The following is an 18,030-nucleotide window of genomic DNA, read 5'->3' on the forward strand; positions in this document are numbered from 1 at the left end:
GCGGGAGTCGCGCGCCACGCCATCCCGGGATGCCGGGGGAGTAGGCGCTCACGGGCCGCGGCATCCTGTACCGCCTGAAGGTCAGCGGCTCCACGGCGACGGTCGTCGATCACCGCGACTCTGCCCGCAGAAGCCGGTTCTTGGCGTGGGCCTCACTCCTGCCTATGGCGCAGATCCGCAAGCGCGGCTCCCAGCCGTCGTACACCCTCGGTCAGCTCGGCGTGGTCGGAGGTGGCGGCGAACCCGATGCGCAGGTGAGCCGCCGGCGGCTCGGTGGCGAAGTAGCGGCTGCCGGCGCTCACGGCCACGCCGCGTTGCCGGGCGGCGTTCGTCAGTACGGTGTCGTCCACGCCGGGCGGCAGGCGCACCCACAGGTGGAGTCCGCCCGTAGGCAGCGCGCCCAAGGCCGCGCCGGGGATTTCCTGGGCGACCGCGGCGGCCAGCACGGCGCACCGCTCCCGGAGCGCCATGCCGAGGGAGCGGACGTGCCGGTCCCAGGACGGGGAGCTGAGTACCTCGAGCGCGGCCTCCTGCAGCGGGCGGGTGACGAAGAAGTCGTCGACCAGGCGCACCGCCCGCATCCGCTCCATCACCGGCCCGCGGGCCACCAGTGCGCCGATCCGCAGGCTGGGTGCCGCGGGCTTGGTGAGTGAGGTGACGTAGACGACTGTGCCGTCGCGGTCGTCGGCCACCAGTGGCCGCGGCACGGCGCCGCCGTGTCCCAGATGCCGCGCGAAGTCGTCCTCGATCACGAACGCGCCCGAGGCGCGCGCCACATCGAGGACCTGGCTGCGCCGTTCGGGCGCCAGCACAGTGCCGGTCGGGTTCTGGTAGGTCGGCTGGCAGTACAGCAGTCGTGCGCCGGTCATCGCGAACGCGTCGGCCAGCAGGTCGGGTCGGACGCCGTCGGCGTCGAGCGGTACCGGCACCGGCCGCAGCCCGGCGGCGCGGGCCGCGGCCAGAGCCCGGGGATAGGTGGGTGACTCCACCAGGACCGGGCTGCCGGGCGCGGCGATGGCCCGGAACGCGATCGACAGCGCGCTCTGCCCGCCCGCGGTGACGAGTACGTCCTCCGGTGCCACACTGCCGCCGATGATGTGGCCGAACACGGTGCGCAGCGCCATCAGGCCGCCGGCCGGGGCGCGGTCCCAGGCGTCCGGACGGCGTGCCGCCCGCGCCAGCGCCGCGCTCAGGGCCCGGGCGGGCTGGAGCGACCGGTGCACATAGCCGCCGTCCAGGGTGATCGTCCCGGCCGGTGGCGGGCCGAGCGGGTCGGCGATCAGGTGGGTGTCGACGGCGCGGTCGGTGAGGGCGACCGTCTGCCAGGCCGTGTCGCCGGCGGTCGCTTCGTCGCCGAGCCGGGTGCGCTGCGCCACGTACGTACCGCTGCCCGGGCGGGTCACCACCGCGCCCTCGGCGGCCAGTGCGGCGATGGCCCGCGCCACGGTCGCGGGGCCGACCCGGTACTCCTTGATCAACTCCCGGCTGCTCGGCAGCCGGTCGCCGGGCGCAAGCCGGGAGAGCAGCGTACGGAGACTGTCGGCCAAGTCGCCAGAAGTGCTACCGTCGTTCATGAGAGACAACAGTAGCGCTTCTGGTCCTGGTCAGGAAGCACTTCAGCTGGACGTCGCCGCTCTGCGGGCCGACACTCCGGGGTGCCGGCAGGTCATCCACTTCAACAACGCGGGCTGTGGCCTGCCGGCAGCCCCGGTCCTCGACGCGATGGTCGGCCATCTGAACCTCGAAGCCCGGATCGGTGGTTACGAGGCTTCGGCCGCCCGAGCCGCCGAAGTCCGCGAGTTCTACACGGAGATCGCCGCCCTCATCAACACCACGCCCGACAACATCGCCTTCGCGGGCAGCGCCACCCACGCCTACTCCAACGCCCTGTCGTCGATCCCGTTCGAGGCCGACGACGTCATCCTCACCACCCGAGACGACTTCGTCTCCAACCAGATCGCCTTCCTGTCCCTGCGCAAGCGATTCGGCGTACGCATCGTCCACGCGCCGGACGCGCCCGAGGGTGGGGTCGACGTGGAGGCGATGGCCGCGCTGATGCGGACCCACAACCCGCGCCTGGTGTCCGCCACCCATGTCCCCACCAACTCGGGTCTGGTCTCACCGGTTGCCGAAATCGGCCGTTACTGCCGCGAGTTGGACCTGCTCTACCTGGTCGATGCCTGCCAGTCGGTGGGACAGTTCGTCATCGACGTGGAAGAGATCGGCTGCGACTTCCTCACCGCCACCTGCCGCAAATTCCTCCGCGGCCCGCGCGGCTCCGGATTCCTGTACGTCTCCGATCGCGTACTGCGCGCGGGCCACGAACCGCTGTTCATCGACATGCACGGTGCCCGCTGGACCGAGCCGGGCGGCTACGAGCCCGTCGGGACGGCGGCCCGGTTCGAGGAGTGGGAGTTCCCCTACGCCACGGTCCTCGGCAGCGCCGCCGCGACGCGCTATGCCCGCAAGGTCGGCATCGAGGCCATCGAGCAGCGCACCCCGGCGCTCGCGGCCCGGCTGCGCGACCGGCTCGCACCCATACCCGGGGTGCGCGTGCTCGACCGCGGCCCGCGTCTCGCCGCGCTCGTCACCTTCGGCGTGGAGGGCTGGGAGCGGCAGCCGTTCAAGGAGGCCATGGACGCCCGCTCCATCAACTCGGCCCTCAGCTTGCGTGAGTTCGCGCAGTTCGACTTCGGGGACAAGGGCGTCGACTGGTGCCTGCGCCTGTCGCCGCACTACTACAACACCGAGGAGGAGGTGGACCACGTCGCCGACGCGGTCGCGGACCTCGCCGGCCAGGGGCGGCGATGACCGCCACGGAGACGCGCACCGTGGAAAGGTCCACGGAAAGCCTCTGGCGCAACGGCGACTTCCTCAGGTTCTGGCTCGGCGAGACCCTCTCGCTCCTCGGCGCCCAGGTCACGAACCTGGCCCTGCCGCTGACCGCGATCATCGCCTTCGGCGCCACCGACGAGCAGGTCGGTGTCCTGCGCTTCCTGCAACTCGTCCCGTACCTCGGACTCGCCTTGGTCTTCGGGGTGTGGGTGGACCGCGCCAGGCGTCGGCGGATCATGCTCGGCGCGAACCTCGTCCGGATGATCCTGCTGGCCCTCGTGCCCGTCCTGTACTGGACGGACGCGCTCAGCATGGGATCGCTCCTTGTGATCGCCTGCGCCGTCGGCGTCGCCTCGGTGCTGTTCGACGTGAGCTGGATGTCGTACGTGCCCACCCTGGTGCGCGATCCCAAGCACTATGTCGAAGCCGGCGCCAAGATGGGGATGAGCTCATCGGCGGCCGACGTGGCGGGACCCGGGCTCGCCGGTGTCCTGATCGGCGCCCTGACCGCACCCGTGGCGCTGATCGTGGACGCGTTCTCCTATCTGGTGTCCCTGGTCTCGCTGCTACTCATCCGCACCCCCGAGCCCCGCCCCCAACCCCAGGCCGCACGACGGCACGTGCCGACCGAACTCCGGGACGGCCTGCGCTGGGTCCTGAAGAACCCGGTCCTGCGGTCCCTCGCGCTCATCGGGTTCTGCTGCAACTTCTCCATGGTCACCGTGTGGACCATGTTCCTGCTGTACGGAACACGCGACCTGCACCTGGACTCGACCACCCTCGGCGGCGTCTTCGCCACCGCCTCCGTGGGCGGACTGATCGGCGCGGCGATCTCCCGCAAGGTCATCCGGCGCTTCCGGCTCGGTCGTGTCTACCTGGTCGCCCAGTCGGCCCTTCTCGTCGGCCCGATGCTGATCGTCCTGGCCACCGGCCCCCGGCCGGTGATGGTGGGGATGTTCGTCCTCTCCTTCTTCACGACCTACCTCGGGCTCGGCGTCGCCGGCGTCATCATCGTCAGCCTGCGGCAGGCCAGTACCCCGCAGTCGATGATGGGCCGGATGACGGCGGTCTTCCGCACCCTGCTGTTCGGCGGCGGCGCACTCGGCGGCCTGTCCGCGGGTCTGCTGTCCGGCCGGGTCGGCGCCCAGGACGCGTTGACCGTGGCGGCGATCGGATCCGCCGCCGTGCTGATCGCGCTCGTCCTCTCCCCCGTGAGCCGACTCCATGGCCTTCCAGCGCCACCGGAAGACCCCCTCACGGCGGCAGCGAACGGGCAGGCCGGGGGCTGAGACCACCGAAGCCGGCAGACTGCGGAGCCGGGATCTCCATCTCGGCTCCGCAGCATGCTTCTGACCCGTAGCTCTGGCCGGATCGGTCAGTGGTGGCCATTCCGGCCGCTACCAGGCCCCGAAGGGGCGGGGCCGGCCGCGGGCGATCGCCGGGGTTGCGGTACCTGGCTGCTGTACCGCAGGATCCAGACGGGGGTGACCATGGAACGGCATGTGCTGGAATCGCTGTTGGCCGGTGACGACGAGGCGTCCGTGATAGCTCTGGCCCTCCTCCGGAGCGGCGCCACCTACAGCGTGGGAGACCGGGCACAACCCGCTGGCGCGCACGCTGGAGTCTTCAACCGCCGACTTCAGCGCATGCGGATGCACGGATTCGAACCACTTGGGCTGGCACGAGCAGTGCAGCTCGTCCGCGAACACGGCCGGCCCGTGCGCACAGGGCTGATCGATTCTGCCGATCGGACATGGACGTCCCTGCTCTTCCTCACCGAGGACGGCAGTGCGCTGGTTGCCTGCGCCAGCTGGCCGCGGGTTGTCAGGGAACCACCGCTTTAGGAGTTCGATCGGAGGTCGCCCGGAGCGCTTCACCACAGGACGGCACAGCCACCTCCAACCGCCCTGGACCGCTGGTGTTCTCGGACGTTGATGTCAGCCCTGGCGCGAACGAGACCAGAACTGAGACCAGCCTGCGCCGGTTAGCGGTGACCACTGCGAAACGGTCGGAGCCGATCAGGTGAGTGACAAATCACTGCCTTGGAGTGCTTGCCCCGCGATGGCGGCGATCTGTCCGACCTGCTCTCGCAGCCGGGCGAGTTCTGAGGTCTGCTGCCGTCCTGCCGCGATCTCGGACAGGGCGGCGATGACGGTCTCCTCGTGGCCGCTGGTACCGAGCACCTTGGCGGCCCGGCGGAGCAGAGCGGCGTTCACGCTGACCAAGTGGCTCGACTCCGCTGCGGACGGGATTGCGGGCCCAGGGGCCGGCCTGGCCTTGCGGCGGGACGAGGAAGGCGCCGGAGCAGGCGTGGGTTCGGCCGCCGGCGGGGGTTCGGTCGCAACGGTGTCGGGGCTGCCGAGCACTGTGACCACCGGCTTTCGATAGCAGACACCTCTACCCGCCTTGGTTGTGTAGACGACGAGCCCCAGGGTGAGGTCGCAGATGGCCGGGCCGTTGACCCGTTCCAGCGCGTCCGTCAGGTCGGAGAGCTGCGCGGCCATTTGCCACGAGCTGGTCATGAAGCGGAATTCGCCGAGCGCGGGTTCTGCTGCGATCCGGAAGGTGAGGCCGATGGACGGCATCGGGCCGCGGCCCTCTCTTGCGGCCAGCTTTCGGTCCTCGAGTCGTGGAGGGCAGCCGCATGGACGGCCCTTCTTCTCTTCTGGCGACAGGAACTCCTAGCCGTCACATTGGTGGACGATCCCCTTGCTGCCCCAGAGGACCATGTGAGCCGCCACCGCGTCAGGCCCATCCATGAGTACACGTACCGTCTCGACCTTTGTCAGGACCTCGTGGGCAAGTTCACCTCCCCCTTCGTTTGGTTGAGGCTGGCCGCCCAGGAGGCCGGCGACGGGGGCGGCTACCTCTGCGTCATCGGTCGTGACACGCCAAGCGTCCAGAGCCTGAGGGCACCCCTCGGCCGAACGTCCTGTGCGGAAGCGACCGACTGGGGTGAGTGCGCTCTGCGTCATTCGGGATCCTCGGTGGAGCGGAGTGTGGACAAGGCGGCAGCCAGTTCCCTGAAGCGGGCTCACGTTCCGTGCTGCAACGCCGACGACGGTGCGGCGTTCACCATTGTTCTCCCACCGGGCGGCAGTGCGGGAGATGCTCAGACTTGGCGGCAGAGGGCCGTCAGGGTGATCAGTTGGACGACCGGATCGGCCCGCGCCGGCCGTCCTGACCTGTGGCTGAGCGGGGGAATTGACGGTGCTGGGCGGGGAGAATGAGACCAGAACCGAGACCAGGGCGCCGTGTCATACATTCTTGACGACGATGGTGCCTGGGAGGAGCTTTTCCAGGTCGTCGATGTCCGAGGTGAAGACGGTGACCTGTCCCTTCTGCTGTCGGGCAATGACGGCGAGCACGGCGTCGATCGCGTACTTATGGCCGTGCAGCTTGGCATCGGCCAGGAGCCGGCGCGCCTCGCGGGCCTCGTCCTTGCCGATGTCGGCGACTTTGAGCCGCGACAGCACCCAGTCCCAGCGCTGCTCGGTGGTTCTGCCGTCGTACGCCTCGACCAGTGTCATGGGAGACGTCACCACCTCGGCCTCACCTGCTGCCGCGAGTTCGAGCCAGGCGATCATCTTCCGGTCGCCGCGCACGGCCAGGGACAGGGCCTCGCAGTCGAGTACGAAGACGCGCAGTGGTCGCTGCCTGTGTTCACCGGCGCGCTTCTTCACGCGGCCTCTCCGGCGTCATGCCCTCCGGCGGTGCGGCGGCGCTCGTGCTCGGCGTCGAGATCGCGCAGTCCCGCGAGGGCTGCTGCGCGCTCGTCCTCGGTGACCGGCCCGTGTTCCTCCTGCAGCCAGTCGACCAGCTCCAGAAGCCGGTCCCGATCGCGCTTGAACCGCAGTGCTTCGGCTACATACGCCGAAAGTCCCCGCTCAGCTGCGTCGGCGCGGATCTCGTCGAGGAGATCTTCGGGGATCGTCACCGTGACTTTTTTGGTGGCCATACAAGAGACCATACTCCTGGTGTAAGTGCCCTTACCAGTCACGGAAACAGGCAGGCTCGGGAGGCGGATGGTTGATCCCGGAGCCTTCCCTGCCGTTGACCGCTGGGCACCTCGTTTCACTCGGTCACCCCGTTGCGTTCACTCCCGCCAGCGCACTCAGCGACTGGTGCGGATAGATGCCCTTCGGGGCGGTGAGCCTCATGCCGTTGGCGGAACCATAAGAGGAGGGGCCGTGTCCCTGCTGCCTTCGGCAGACGTCTTCAGGTCGATCGAGCTAAAGGTTTCGCAGTTGCTCAGAGGACAGTTGGTCTGTCCGCATGCGCCCGGGGAGAGGTGTTCGGCGGGCGAGCACCTCACGCTCTCGGAGGCCAAGGACGCGGCGGCGCGAGATGCCGCTGACGGGGCCCTGCGGGATGCGCTGTGGCGATGCGTAGGCCGCGATGCCCATGTGACCTGCCGAACTTGGCTCAGCGGAGCCAGTTGCTCGCTCTGTATTTCGTCATCCCCTATCTCCGGAAGTCGGCCGGGAGAGTGTCGAGCACGCTCTGCGTCGACGTCGCCGAGGTGAGGTCGGCCATGGTGTTCGGTGCGTTGTACGGTCTGGCGCTGGTCACCGAAGGCGACGACGTCCGTGACGAGATCGTCCGATCCGCCAATGCGGCTGGCTGGGCGGTGGAACGGGCTGATCCGGCTGAGCGCACGATGGATCCGCACAGCCTTGTCCACTGCGCGAGCCATTTTGATGGCGGATACTCCCCGATCCGCAACGAGTCGGACATCCAATTGGTCGACGAGATGAACCCTTTGTCGTGGGAGCGCATCAGCGGCGAACGCATGGGCGCTACCTTGCACCGCCTCGGGCTCTTGGGCGAGTTCCTCGCCGCGGGTTCGGAGCAGGTTGCCGAGGGCGAGTCCGACGAACTCGACGGACCGCAGAAGCAAGCCGAGTGAACGCGGACGCAAGGCGACTGTCGCAGTGGCTGGCCGAGCCAGTGCCCTTGCGCACGGTGGCAGATCTCCTCGGAGTCGACGCGGCGAGGGCGTCTGGACTGGTGAGGGCGAATCGCTTCCCATGCCGTGTCACGAAGGTGAAGGGCAAGTACGTGGCCTCTGTCGCCGATGTGATGGCGGCCATGGGGATCGATGATCCGATCATGCGGACCGGCGACCTGCTGGCCGGAGCCGAGTTCGCGGGGCGATGGGAGTGAGGGGCGGTCGCCGGAGGCTGAGTGAAGCGTCAGGGGGTCGGGCCGTGCAAGCGGCCGGGCCCTCTGAGCGGGTGGTGGGAAGCGGCGTGAAGAGCATGCACGCTTCGTCATGCCGTCTAGAATGTCGCATTTGTCGGACGTAGATGAGGCTGTGACTGAGCAAACTGAGACCACGCACGAAGAAGGGCCCCGCTGCAAGCAGCGGGGCCCTTCGACTTCGTGCCCGGTGAGGCACTGGCGGAGGATACGAGATTCGAACTCGTGAGGGGTTGCCCCCAACACGCTTTCCAAATGTTCGTACCGGGGTCCGGCGGGGGCCGTAGGCGTCCTGACCTGCGGCGGAGCGTTCGCGGTAGCCCCGTCCGGACGGGTCCGGACAGGTGTGAACGAGACCAGAAGTGAGACTACGAACAGAGCAGAGCTCGGCCTCCTTCTGCCTTACTTGCCGGTGTCCGGTCCGTACCACTGAAGGGCCTGGCCGGTGACCGCCGCGATGCATTCGAAGTCGCGGTCGCAGTGCAGGAGCGTCAGCCCTTGCAGTTCCGCCGTAGCGGCCACGACCAGATCCACGGCTCCAGCGCTGCGGTGCTGTCCTCGCTTGGTGAGCGCTTCCTGTACCTGCCAGGCGCGGTCGTAGGCGCGGTCATCGACCGGCACCCATCCGAACAGCAGGCGCATGTCCTCGATGCCTTGGGCGCGGTCTGCCGCGGAGCGGGCGCTGTAGAAGAATTCGAGCTCCGTGATCGGGCACGTCGCGATGAGCCCGGCGGCGGCTGCCTGGTCCCAGCCGAACTGCTCGGCGTCGGTGCGCATGAAGCGTGCCAGGGCGCTGGTGTCGATCAGGAACTGCGCGGCGTTCACCGACGGTAATCGCCCTTCTCCTGGAAGAGCTCCAGGTCGAAGGCACCGTCGGCGGAGGCCGCGCGCAGTCGGGCGAGTGCGAGCGCCCTCCGCCGGTTTTCGAGTACCTCGCGCAGCGCGGTGTTGACCGTCTCCTTCTTGGTGCTGGTGCCGAGTGCTCGGGCGACATCGGCCAGCAGCTCGTCGTCGAGGTCGATCACGGTTCGACTCATGGGGCATCCCTCCTGATATCACCTGTGCCATCAAATATATCTCGATGGATGACCGGTGTCCCGGCTTTCCTCGGGGAGTGATGCCGCCGCTCCTCGGCGTGGGCGTACGCCAGGTCGTCTGCCTACGCCGGCATGACACTGTGGATACGGGAGAGCGTGAAGACGCGTTCGGCGTCGCGCAGGTGGCACCACGCTTCCAGGTAGGGCGGGTCGAGTTCGAGGCGGCCGAGGGTGCGCACGGTGCGGCTGCCCGAGGCGGGGACGTACTCGACGGTGATGGCCGTGCCCGTGTCGATGGCGTGGGCGAGCTGGCGGACGTCTGTGTACGTCAGCTGCTTTGCGTATCCGGCGACGATCTCCTCGGTGTCCGTGCCGAAGGGGACTCCGTTGCCGGATGGGTCGGGCTTCGGAGCGGTCGGCGGGGTGGCCAGCAGCCGGACCGCCAGGCCGAACGAGCCGACTGCGGCAGGCTCCTTCGCCGTCCGGTGTGCTGAGCGTCCGGTGCCGGCCTTCGTGGTGGCCTTCCGAGGGGCAGGAACGGCGGCGGCCCGTCGAGGCGGCACCTTCTCGATGCGTACGGTTCCGTCCGCGGCCTCGGCGACGGGCGCATAGCCCTGGTTCCGGAGCGCGGCGAGGGTCTTGTCGGGCGAGCTGCCGCTGACGAGCACCGTCGGGGCGAGCTGCCGCAGCCCGAGCGCGGCGAGTGCCTGGTGGGCGGCGAGCTCGGCCAGGAGCGCGGGTTCGTCGCTGTGGATGACGCAGGCGGCGGGGGCGATGCGCATACGGCCGTGACGACGGGCGGCGTCGGCGATGAGATAGGACAGGGGCTGCGGCAGGGGGCCGTCGGCGACGGCGGTCAGCTCGGCCGAGATCTCGTCCGAAGCGCGACCGGTGTCCAGGGCGCGGCGGACGCTGTCGGCGCTGAAGCGCCATACCGAGGCCGTGCCGCTGGTCTCCCGGTCGGCGGTCGAATCCAGGAGCTCGGCCAGGCGTGCGGAGGGCGTACCGGTGACGATGGCGGTGAGGTCGCCACCGAACCGGGCCGTTCTCGTGGCCTCCGGCAGCAGCCGTCGACATGCGACGGCCAGTTCCTCCCGGTCACCGGTCACCAGGGCCGCACCGAGCCGGGAGAGTGCGCCTCGGGCGATGACGCCCGTCAGCTCGGCCTCGCGGACCGCTGCGGCGCAGGGCGTCTCGTCGTGGAACGACAGATGAGCGAGCGGACGGTGCCAGGCGACGAGCGGACCCAGATCGGTGCCGACCTGCACACCCTGACCCTCCGGAAGCGCGGCCGCCGCTGCGAGCAGCCCGCGCCGGGCCTGCAGGCAGGCGCTGCAGCGAGGAGCTCCGGCCACGGCAGGAAGCGACTTGTTGTCCTCGTCGCGGGACTGCGAGGGAGTGAACTGCAGGTTCCACCATGCGTGAAGCAGGTCGGCGAACTGCGCTGCCGGTTCCTGCGCCACCCAGGTGTCGTATACCGCGGTGGGTGCGATGCGGTCGCCGTCGGCGCCCAGCAACCCTACCGAGTGGGCGATCTCCAGGGTGATGCGTACCACCGCGTCATCGGCCTGCGCGGCCTTGCCGATCCGCCCCAGTTCACGCGCGCCGATCCCGCCGGACTTCAGCCGGGCCGGTGGAGCAGCCGAGCAGGCCGACAGGACCGAGGCGGCGTGGGCGGCGAACGCCGTGGCCGCCGCCGCTGCCTCCCGTTCCACCTCCACCGCGGGGACGGGCACCAGCTCCGCCACGGGCGGTACGGGGTCGAACGGCGCACGCCAGTCCGGCCCGCGCAGCGCGAGCGTCACTTCGGCGGGCATGCGGGCGGGCCCGTATCCGTGGCGGTTGCGGATCAGGAACCCCCTGTCCAGGGCCCATCGCTCACCCGGCTGGACATTGGCCATGGGGGCTCCGAACACGACGAATTCCGTGTGTTGTGGTGCGGACTTCGCCCGTCGCTCCAGCAGCTGCCGGGCGGCCGAAGGGGCCTTCGCGATCACTGCGGCGACGCGCTGCGGATCGCCATGGTGTTCCAGGACAGCAGCCGTGCGCTGCTGCCTGGTGCCGGGCGGCTTGATGCCCAGTGCCACGAGCATGCCGCGCAGCTCCTCGGAGGTCACGCCTTCCAGCAGCTCCTCCAGCGGTGCGTCCAGCCCGAGAGGCGCGTCCCACGCCTGCCGCAAGGGGGCGGCCATGTGGAGGTTCCCGTCGCCGTCCGGCCAGACCAGTGCGTGATCGGCCAGAGCCTCCAGCACGGCGTCCAGTTCCCGAGCGGCAGTGGGTGGCGTCGCTCCCAGTGCCCTCGCCAGGGCGCCGCGCGACAGGGATGCTCCCAAGGCGGCCAGGGCCTCGGCCACTTGGAGGCAGGGCAGCGGTAGCTGTGGCAGGACGAGCGCCACCGAGCCGGGCCGCAGAAGACGTTCCGCCGACTCCTCCATGGAACGTGGCTCCGGTGGCGCCACGGCGTCCTTCCGTATCCCGAGTACGCGCGACAGCCGTGGGGCGTCGAGGCCGGCCAGCCAGGCCGTCAGCGTGGATCGGGACGTCATTGGGGAACACCTCGCGAGGCCGGGAAACACGGCTGGGGACCGGAGCGGCCCCGAGCGGAGCCAAGAATCGCGCATTCGATGGGTCCATCGTCGCCACTCGGTGGGGAGTTCACCCGCAGAGGGCGGGCTGTCGACGGGGCTGGAGTGCGGGCGATCCTGGCGCGCCGTACGAGATGTCGTGAATGCCCGAGATAAACGAGACTGGAACTGAGACCAGGACATGCCGAAGAACCCGGCCGCTGAAGCGGTCCGGGTTCTTCGTTTCGCCTGTTCAGGCGGCTGCGGAGGATACGAGATTCGAACTCGTGAGGGGTTGCCCCCAACACGCTTTCCAAGCGTGCGCCCTAGGCCACTAGGCGAATCCTCCGCCGCAAACAATACAAGACGCTGAGGGGTGCTCGCGAACGTGATCCAGAAGAGGTTTCCGTGATCGGGATCGGGGGACCGCGGGGCCTCCGGGATCGGGTACCCTTGGCGGAGCCCCTCACGTGGCGCTATCTGACTGAACTCCCCCAGGGCCGGAAGGCAGCAAGGGTAGGTCGGCTCTGGCGGGTGCGTGGGGGGCGCTTGCGTTCCCGGGTTGTCGGTGGGCGCCTATAACCTCGTATACGTGTCGTCTCTCGCGCTGTACCGCCGCTATCGCCCCGAGTCCTTCGCCGAGGTCATCGGGCAGGAGCATGTCACCGACCCGTTGCAGCAGGCCCTGCGGAACAACCGGGTCAATCACGCGTACCTGTTCAGCGGGCCCCGTGGCTGTGGCAAGACGACCAGTGCGCGCATCCTGGCGCGCTGTCTGAACTGTGAGCAGGGTCCCACTCCCACCCCCTGCGGTGAGTGCCAGTCCTGCCGCGACCTGGCGCGGAACGGGCCGGGGTCGATCGACGTCATCGAGATCGACGCCGCCTCCCACGGTGGTGTGGACGACGCCCGTGACCTGCGGGAAAAGGCGTTCTTCGGGCCGGCCTCCAGCCGCTACAAGATCTACATCATCGACGAGGCGCACATGGTCACCTCGGCGGGCTTCAACGCCCTGCTGAAGGTGGTCGAGGAGCCGCCGGAGCATCTCAAGTTCATCTTCGCCACCACCGAGCCGGAGAAGGTCATCGGGACGATCCGGTCCCGGACGCACCACTATCCGTTCCGGCTCGTGCCCCCCGGCACCCTGCGGGACTATCTGGGCGAGGTCTGCGGCCGCGAGGGCATCCCCGTCGCGGACGGCGTCCTGCCCCTCGTCGTCCGCGCCGGCGCCGGGTCCGTACGTGACTCGATGTCCGTGATGGACCAGCTGCTGGCCGGAGCCGCCGACGACGGTGTGACATACGCCATGGCGACCTCTCTTCTGGGGTACACCGACGGGTCCCTGCTCGATTCGGTGGTGGACGCCTTCGCCGCCGGCGACGGCGCGGCCGCGTTCGAGGTCGTGGACCGGGTCATCGAGGGCGGCAACGACCCCAGGCGCTTCGTCGCCGACCTCCTGGAGCGGCTGCGGGACCTCGTGATCCTCGCCGCCGTGCCGGACGCCGCGGAGAAGGGGCTCATCGACGCCCCCGTGGACGTCGTGGAGCGCATGCAGGCGCAGGCGTCCGTGTTCGGCGCCGCCGAGCTCAGCCGGGCGGCCGACCTCGTCAACACCGGACTGACCGAGATGCGCGGGGCCACCTCGCCCCGGCTCCAGCTGGAGTTGATCTGCGCGCGTGTGCTGCTGCCCGCCGCCTTCGACGACGAGCGGTCGCTCCAGGCGCGGATCGACCGCCTCGAGCGCGGTGCCGCGGCCGGCCCGGCGCCCGTCTTCACCACCGGTGCGCCCGCGCCCGCCATGGGGTACGTCCCCGGCCCCGAGGCCCATGCCCCGATGACGCCGCCCGCCCCCCAGGCCCCGGCCCCTCAGGCCCCGGCTCCGCAGGCCCCGGCCCCCCAGGCCCCGGCTCCGCAGGCCCCCGTACAGCAGCCCGCGCCCGCCGCCGAAGCTCCCCGCCCCGGTGCCTGGCCCGGGGCTGCGACCCCCGGCGCCCCGGCCCCCGGCGCGTGGCCGGGAGCCTCCGCGCCCGCGCCCCAGGCCCCCGCCCCCGTGCCGCAGGCCGCCGCCCCGTCCCCCGGTCCGGCTCCCTCCGGCGACATGGCCCAGGGCGCCGCCCAGGTGCGGAACATGTGGCAGCCGATCCTCGACGCCGTGAAGAACCGGCGCCGTTTCACCTGGATCCTGCTCAGCCAGAACGCCCAGGTCGCCGGGTTCGACGGCACCACCCTCCAGCTCGGCTTCCTCAACGCCGGCGCCCGCGACAACTTCGCGAGCAGCGGCAGCGAGGACGTGCTGCGGCAGGTGCTGGCCGAGCAGTTCAACGTGCAGTGGAAGATCGAGGCGATCATCGACCCCTCGGGCGGTGCCAACCCGCCTCCCGCCGCGGCCAACTTCGGTGGCGGACGCCCGGCCCAGGCCCCGCAGCAGCAGTGGTCTTCCCCACAGCAGAGCCAGCAGACGCAGCAGAGCCCGCACACTCAGCAGCCCCCGCAGACGCCCCCCGCCCCGCCGGTCCAGCAGGCGCCCGCACCCTCCCCCGTACCCCAGAACCAGCCCCAGGCCGCGCCGCCCGTCCACCATGCGCCGCCGCCCGTCGCGCCCGAGGACGACGTGCCCGAGGAGGACGACCCCGACCTCGTCGACTCCGCCCTCTCCGGCCACGAGCTGATCGTGCGCGAGCTCGGAGCCACGGTTGTGGAGGAATACACGAACGAGTAGGGGCGTCTCGCTCGGTGGCCCGCACAAGGGACATCCGGCCACGCGGGCTACCCTGGCTGGCGTGAAGGTCCTCGTCATCGGCGGCGGCGCCCGCGAACACGCCCTGTGCCGCTCTCTCTCCCTCGATCCCGACGTCACCGCTCTGCACTGCGCGCCCGGCAACGCCGGAATCGCGGAGGTCGCCGAGCTGCACTCCGTCGACCAGCTGGACGGCGAAGCCGTCGCGCGGCTCGCCGCCGACCTCCAGGCGGACCTGGTCGTCGTCGGCCCGGAGGCCCCGCTCGTCGCGGGTGTCGCCGACGCCGTCCGCGCGGCCGGCATCCCCTGCTTCGGCCCGTCCGAGCAGGCGGCGCAGCTGGAGGGCTCCAAGGCGTTCGCCAAGGACGTCATGGCCGGGGCCAACGTCCCGACCGCCCGCAGCTACGTCTGCACCACCGCGGAGGAGATCGACGAGGCGCTCGACGCCTTCGGCGCTCCCTACGTCGTCAAGGACGACGGCCTCGCGGCCGGCAAGGGCGTCGTGGTCACCTCCGACCTCGCCGAGGCCCGCGCCCACGCGCTCGCCTGCGGCCGGGTCGTCATCGAGGAGTTCCTGGACGGCCCCGAGGTCTCCCTCTTCGCGATCACCGACGGCGTCACCGTCCTCCCGCTCACCCCCGCGCAGGACTTCAAGCGCGCGCTCGACGGCGACGAGGGCCCGAACACCGGCGGCATGGGCGCCTACTCCCCGCTGCCCTGGGCCGACCCCAAGCTGGTCGACGAGGTCATGGACACCGTCCTCCAGCCCACCGTCGACGAGCTGCGCCGCCGCGGCACCCCGTTCCAGGGCCTGCTGTACGCGGGTCTGGCGATGACCAGCCGTGGCGTGCGGGTCATCGAGTTCAACGCCCGCTTCGGCGACCCGGAGACCCAGGTCGTCCTGGCCCGGCTGCGGACCCCGCTGGCGAGCGTCCTGCTGAACGCCGCCAACGGCACCCTCGACAACGAGCCGCCGCTCAACTGGCGCGAGGACGCGGCCGTGACCGTGGTCGTCGCCTCGCACAACTACCCGGGGACCTCGCGCACGGGTGACCCGATCGAGGGCCTCGACGAGGTGGCGGCCCAGGATGCCCCGCACGCGTACGTCCTGCACGCAGGGACGAAGCGCGACGGCGAGGCGATCGTGAGCGCCGGCGGCCGTGTCCTGTCGGTCACCGCGACCGGCACGGACCTGGCGCAGGCCCGCGAGCGGGCGTACGCGGCGGTCGGCCGGATCCGTCTGGACGGCTCGCAGCACCGTACGGACATCGCGCGCAAGGCCGCGGGGGAGTGAACCTCTAACCGGCCCGAACCGTCATCACCTTTGCCCAAAGCCATTCCATCGAGTGACGGCTGAGCCATCCGGATGACGCCCGTCGAAGCCCCAACTAGGGTGCGGCGCAGGCGTTCCGGCACTTGGCCCACCGGCATTGCGATGTCAGTGGCGGGTGCCACAGTGGGGGAGTGAGCAACACCGCCACAGGCAGTCCCGACGAGGGCAGGAGGGGGTGATGTACGGCGTGTCCGGTACAGGTTCCGGTGTCGGCGAGGAGATGGGTGCACGCGCCGCGCGCGCCCGTGCCCTCGCCGTGCTCCGGGTCCGCGGCAGGGCGCTTGGCCTCGCCGTGCTCCCGGCCGCCGCGGCCGTGATCTTCTACGCGGGAGGGGTCACCGGCCATTTCACCGGCGCAGGCTGGGACGCGGCCCGCTGGGTGACCACCGTGCTCGCGCTGGTCGTCCTGCTCGCCGCCGCGGCCGTCGCGCTGGTGATCGCGCGGTCCCGGCCCGCCGTCACCCCGACCGTGGAGCTCGCCGAGACCTCGGCCCCCGATCTCTACCGGATGGTCCGGGACCTCGCCGACCGGCTCGGCGTCCCCGCGCCCTCCGCGATAGCCCTGACGCCGGACTGCGACAGCTGGCTCGAGGACCGCACGCACCCGGCACACAGCGCCGGTCGTACGGCGGGACTCCGCCGCTCCGCCGACGCGCCCGTCCTCGTCATCGGCTCGCCCTTCCTGTGGTGGATGCGCGTCGGTGAGCTGCGGGCGGTCCTCGCCCCCGTCGTCGCCGGCACGGCTCCGGCCGCGCACCCCGACATAGCCGCGGCCCGCCGCTTCGTGCAGGGCCTCGACGCCGCCGTCGCCGCTCCCCGCCGCGAGGGGCTCGACCCGGTCAGCAGGCTCGGCGCCCATGGCATCGGGCGGGTCGCCCGGGTCCTGCTGCGCCTCTGCCGAGGGCATGCCGCCGAGATGGAGCGGGGCGTCGCCGTGGCCGGCTCCGAGCGTGCACAGGCTGTGGACTACGGAGTCCGGATCGTCGCCCAGGAGCAGGTCGGCCTCGCCTACGCGGGCTGGGACCGGCTGCTCACCCGGGTCGCGCTGCCCGCCTGGCGGATGGGCCGCTGGCCTTCGAGCCTCGACGTGGGCGTGGTGGCGGCCCTCACCGAGCTCTCCCGCCGCGACCGCCTCGCCGAGGGCTTCACCTCCCGACTGGGCGAGCGCCCGGCGTGTGACCTGCTCGAAGAGCCCGGTGCCGTCGACGAGGCCGCCTCGCTGCTCGCCGCCCGCCTCTTCCACGGCGGCCCGGCGGAGACCGGCCCGGACTGGTCCCCGGTGGACTGGGACCAGTACCCGGAAGAGGTCGTCGACCGCAAGTGGCGTGCCGACGCGGCCCGACTCCACCTCGTCCTCGACGAGCTGGGCGTGCTGCCCGCCGACACCGGCAGGGGTACGGGTGCGGGCGTCGGTACGGGTACGGCTGCGGGAACCGGCTCCGCGGCCGACGACGGCCCGACCCTGACCCGGGTGATGTCCCACCTCTCGACCCACGCCGAGCAGGAGTCCACCTCCCGGCAGGAGTCCCCGCCCGAGCCGACCACGCTCGGCGCCCCGGACGACCACGCCGAAGGCCCCTCGACGCCCACCCCCGAAGACCCCACAACGCCCGACCTCGCCGAAGGCCCCACGACGCCCACTCGGGAAGACCCCACGCCGCCCACCCCGGAAAACCCCTCGACGCCCACCCCGGAAGACCTCACGACGCCCGACCTCAGCGACCCCACGACGCCCACCCCGGAAGACCTCACGACGCCCGACCTCAGCGACCCCACGACGCCCGACCCCACCGACCTCACCCCCGGCGACCCGGTCCCCGACCACCCCGACGCCTCCGCCGAGCACGCCGGGGCCGGCAATCCGGCCGCCGACGTCCTCGCCTCCGCGCTCACCGCGCATGTCGCCCGCGAGGAGGCGGCCAGGCCCGCCGCCTCCGCCCCCGCTCCCGCGCCGCATGCCTCCGCCTCGGGCGCGGACACGCTGCCGCTCTTCCCTCTCCAGCCGCCCAGGACCGGCCGGGACCTGCTGGCCGACCATGTGACGGCCATGGTCTGCTGCGCCGCCGTCGACACCGCGGGCGCCGCCCCCGGCCTCGACTGGCTCGACGGGCCCGCGCTCCTCGTCGGCGGCGAGCGGAACACCGACCTGGCCGCCCGCGTCCTCGCCCTGGTCGAGGACGGCGACCCCGAGCCCCTGCGGAGCTGGCTCACCGAGACCGGCGTCCGCCCCGAGAAGCCCGTCCGCCTCGTCTGAGAGGCGCCGGCACTACCGGAAGCGCGCCTTCCGTTCACGTCAATTCGCGACGAACGGTGACGGAGTGC

Annotated in this window: 14 protein-coding genes, 1 tRNA gene and 1 other RNA gene; 7 read left to right on the forward strand and 9 right to left on the reverse strand. The window is 71.0% G+C overall.

Annotated features, from left to right (window positions below; all coding sequences use genetic code 11):
* Positions 1–152 precede the first annotated feature (152 nt).
* Complete coding sequence (locus ACFVZW_RS13190) at positions 153–1,574, reverse strand: PLP-dependent aminotransferase family protein (protein WP_384520385.1); 1,422 nt, start codon at positions 1,572–1,574, stop codon at positions 153–155.
* On the opposite strand from ACFVZW_RS13190, the gene ACFVZW_RS13195 reads away from it, so the two are divergent.
* Positions 1,573–2,811, forward strand: a complete 1,239-nt coding sequence (locus tag ACFVZW_RS13195; protein WP_384520387.1) for an aminotransferase class V-fold PLP-dependent enzyme — start codon at positions 1,573–1,575, stop codon at positions 2,809–2,811. The two genes, ACFVZW_RS13190 and ACFVZW_RS13195, sit on opposite strands and share 2 nt — an antisense overlap.
* Positions 2,808–4,124: an MFS transporter gene (locus tag ACFVZW_RS13200; RefSeq protein ID WP_384520389.1), complete on the forward strand. Its 1,317-nt coding sequence runs from the start codon at positions 2,808–2,810 to the stop codon at positions 4,122–4,124. The genes ACFVZW_RS13195 and ACFVZW_RS13200 overlap by 4 nt, the downstream gene beginning before the upstream one ends.
* Before the next feature lie 729 nt (positions 4,125–4,853).
* Here ACFVZW_RS13200 and ACFVZW_RS13205 read toward each other — a convergent pair.
* From ACFVZW_RS13205 to ACFVZW_RS13220, 4 genes are all read right to left on the reverse strand, one after another.
* The gene (locus ACFVZW_RS13205) at positions 4,854–5,420 is read right to left on the reverse strand and encodes a hypothetical protein (protein WP_384520390.1); all 567 of its coding nucleotides are present in this window, start codon (positions 5,418–5,420) and stop codon (positions 4,854–4,856) included.
* A gap of 96 nt (positions 5,421–5,516) precedes the next feature.
* Positions 5,517–5,810: a hypothetical protein gene (locus ACFVZW_RS13210; protein ID WP_384520392.1), complete on the reverse strand. Its 294-nt coding sequence runs from the start codon at positions 5,808–5,810 to the stop codon at positions 5,517–5,519.
* Between the two features lie 282 nt (positions 5,811–6,092).
* Positions 6,093–6,518, reverse strand: a complete 426-nt coding sequence (locus ACFVZW_RS13215) for a PIN domain-containing protein (protein ID WP_384520394.1) — start codon at positions 6,516–6,518, stop codon at positions 6,093–6,095.
* Positions 6,515–6,793: a CopG family transcriptional regulator gene (locus ACFVZW_RS13220; RefSeq protein ID WP_384520396.1), complete on the reverse strand. Its 279-nt coding sequence runs from the start codon at positions 6,791–6,793 to the stop codon at positions 6,515–6,517. The genes ACFVZW_RS13215 and ACFVZW_RS13220 overlap by 4 nt, the downstream gene beginning before the upstream one ends.
* Before the next feature lie 576 nt (positions 6,794–7,369).
* Here ACFVZW_RS13220 and ACFVZW_RS13225 point away from each other — a divergent pair.
* Entirely contained in the window at positions 7,370–7,744 is a 375-nt protein-coding gene (locus ACFVZW_RS13225) for a hypothetical protein (protein WP_384520398.1), read from the forward strand.
* 695 nt (positions 7,745–8,439) lie between these two features.
* Here ACFVZW_RS13225 and ACFVZW_RS13230 read toward each other — a convergent pair.
* The 4 genes from ACFVZW_RS13230 to ACFVZW_RS13245 all read right to left on the reverse strand — a co-directional run bounded on the left by ACFVZW_RS13230 (position 8,440) and on the right by ACFVZW_RS13245 (position 11,987).
* Positions 8,440–8,862 (reverse strand): PIN domain nuclease, encoded by a 423-nt coding sequence (locus ACFVZW_RS13230; RefSeq protein ID WP_046777528.1) that lies wholly within the window; start codon positions 8,860–8,862, stop codon positions 8,440–8,442.
* Positions 8,859–9,074, reverse strand: coding sequence for a type II toxin-antitoxin system VapB family antitoxin (locus tag ACFVZW_RS13235; RefSeq protein ID WP_046777527.1), 216 nt, complete (start codon positions 9,072–9,074; stop codon positions 8,859–8,861). Before ACFVZW_RS13235 ends, ACFVZW_RS13230 begins: the two co-directional genes overlap by 4 nt.
* A gap of 122 nt (positions 9,075–9,196) precedes the next feature.
* A complete protein-coding gene (locus tag ACFVZW_RS13240; RefSeq protein WP_384520400.1) occupies positions 9,197–11,620 on the reverse strand; it encodes a helicase-associated domain-containing protein in 2,424 nt (807 codons plus the stop codon).
* Between the two features lie 282 nt (positions 11,621–11,902).
* A tRNA-Ser gene (locus ACFVZW_RS13245) sits at positions 11,903–11,987 on the reverse strand.
* Positions 11,988–12,095: 108 nt separating this feature from the next.
* On the opposite strand from ACFVZW_RS13245, the gene ffs reads away from it, so the two are divergent.
* The 4 genes from ffs (at position 12,096) to ACFVZW_RS13265 (ending at position 17,962) form a co-directional block, all read left to right on the forward strand.
* An RNA gene (ffs, locus tag ACFVZW_RS13250) (signal recognition particle sRNA small type) lies at positions 12,096–12,194 on the forward strand.
* A 36-nt stretch (positions 12,195–12,230) separates the two neighbouring features.
* A complete protein-coding gene (locus ACFVZW_RS13255) occupies positions 12,231–14,357 on the forward strand; it encodes a DNA polymerase III subunit gamma and tau (protein WP_384520402.1) in 2,127 nt (708 codons plus the stop codon).
* A 61-nt stretch (positions 14,358–14,418) separates the two neighbouring features.
* Positions 14,419–15,669: a phosphoribosylamine--glycine ligase gene (purD, locus tag ACFVZW_RS13260; protein ID WP_384520403.1), complete on the forward strand. Its 1,251-nt coding sequence runs from the start codon at positions 14,419–14,421 to the stop codon at positions 15,667–15,669.
* A 217-nt stretch (positions 15,670–15,886) separates the two neighbouring features.
* Positions 15,887–17,962 carry a hypothetical protein gene (locus tag ACFVZW_RS13265; protein WP_384520405.1) on the forward strand — a complete coding sequence of 692 codons (2,076 nt, stop codon included), beginning with the start codon at positions 15,887–15,889 and terminating at the stop codon, positions 17,960–17,962.
* Positions 17,963–18,030 lie beyond the last annotated feature (68 nt).

It is taken from the genome of Streptomyces sp. NPDC059567, assembly GCF_042735655.1.
Classification (GTDB): Bacteria; Actinomycetota; Actinomycetes; order Streptomycetales; family Streptomycetaceae; genus Streptomyces.

What these genes read in the sequence shown, in the direction of transcription:
- ACFVZW_RS13240 (WP_384520400.1), bottom strand. Translation starts at nt 11,620, where the DNA reads ATGACGTCCCGATCCACGCTGACGGCCTGGCTGGCCGGCCTCGACGCC.
- ACFVZW_RS13190 (WP_384520385.1), bottom strand. Translation starts at nt 1,574, where the DNA reads ATGAACGACGGTAGCACTTCTGGCGACTTGGCCGACAGTCTCCGTACG.
- ACFVZW_RS13265 (WP_384520405.1), top strand. Translation starts at nt 15,887, where the DNA reads ATGTACGGCGTGTCCGGTACAGGTTCCGGTGTCGGCGAGGAGATGGGT.
- ACFVZW_RS13235 (WP_046777527.1), bottom strand. Translation starts at nt 9,074, where the DNA reads ATGAGTCGAACCGTGATCGACCTCGACGACGAGCTGCTGGCCGATGTC.
- ACFVZW_RS13195 (WP_384520387.1), top strand. Translation starts at nt 1,573, where the DNA reads ATGAGAGACAACAGTAGCGCTTCTGGTCCTGGTCAGGAAGCACTTCAG.
- ACFVZW_RS13210 (WP_384520392.1), bottom strand. Translation starts at nt 5,810, where the DNA reads ATGACGCAGAGCGCACTCACCCCAGTCGGTCGCTTCCGCACAGGACGT.
- ACFVZW_RS13220 (WP_384520396.1), bottom strand. Translation starts at nt 6,793, where the DNA reads ATGGCCACCAAAAAAGTCACGGTGACGATCCCCGAAGATCTCCTCGAC.
- ACFVZW_RS13200 (WP_384520389.1), top strand. Translation starts at nt 2,808, where the DNA reads ATGACCGCCACGGAGACGCGCACCGTGGAAAGGTCCACGGAAAGCCTC.
- ACFVZW_RS13205 (WP_384520390.1), bottom strand. Translation starts at nt 5,420, where the DNA reads ATGCCGTCCATCGGCCTCACCTTCCGGATCGCAGCAGAACCCGCGCTC.
- ACFVZW_RS13225 (WP_384520398.1), top strand. Translation starts at nt 7,370, where the DNA reads ATGGTGTTCGGTGCGTTGTACGGTCTGGCGCTGGTCACCGAAGGCGAC.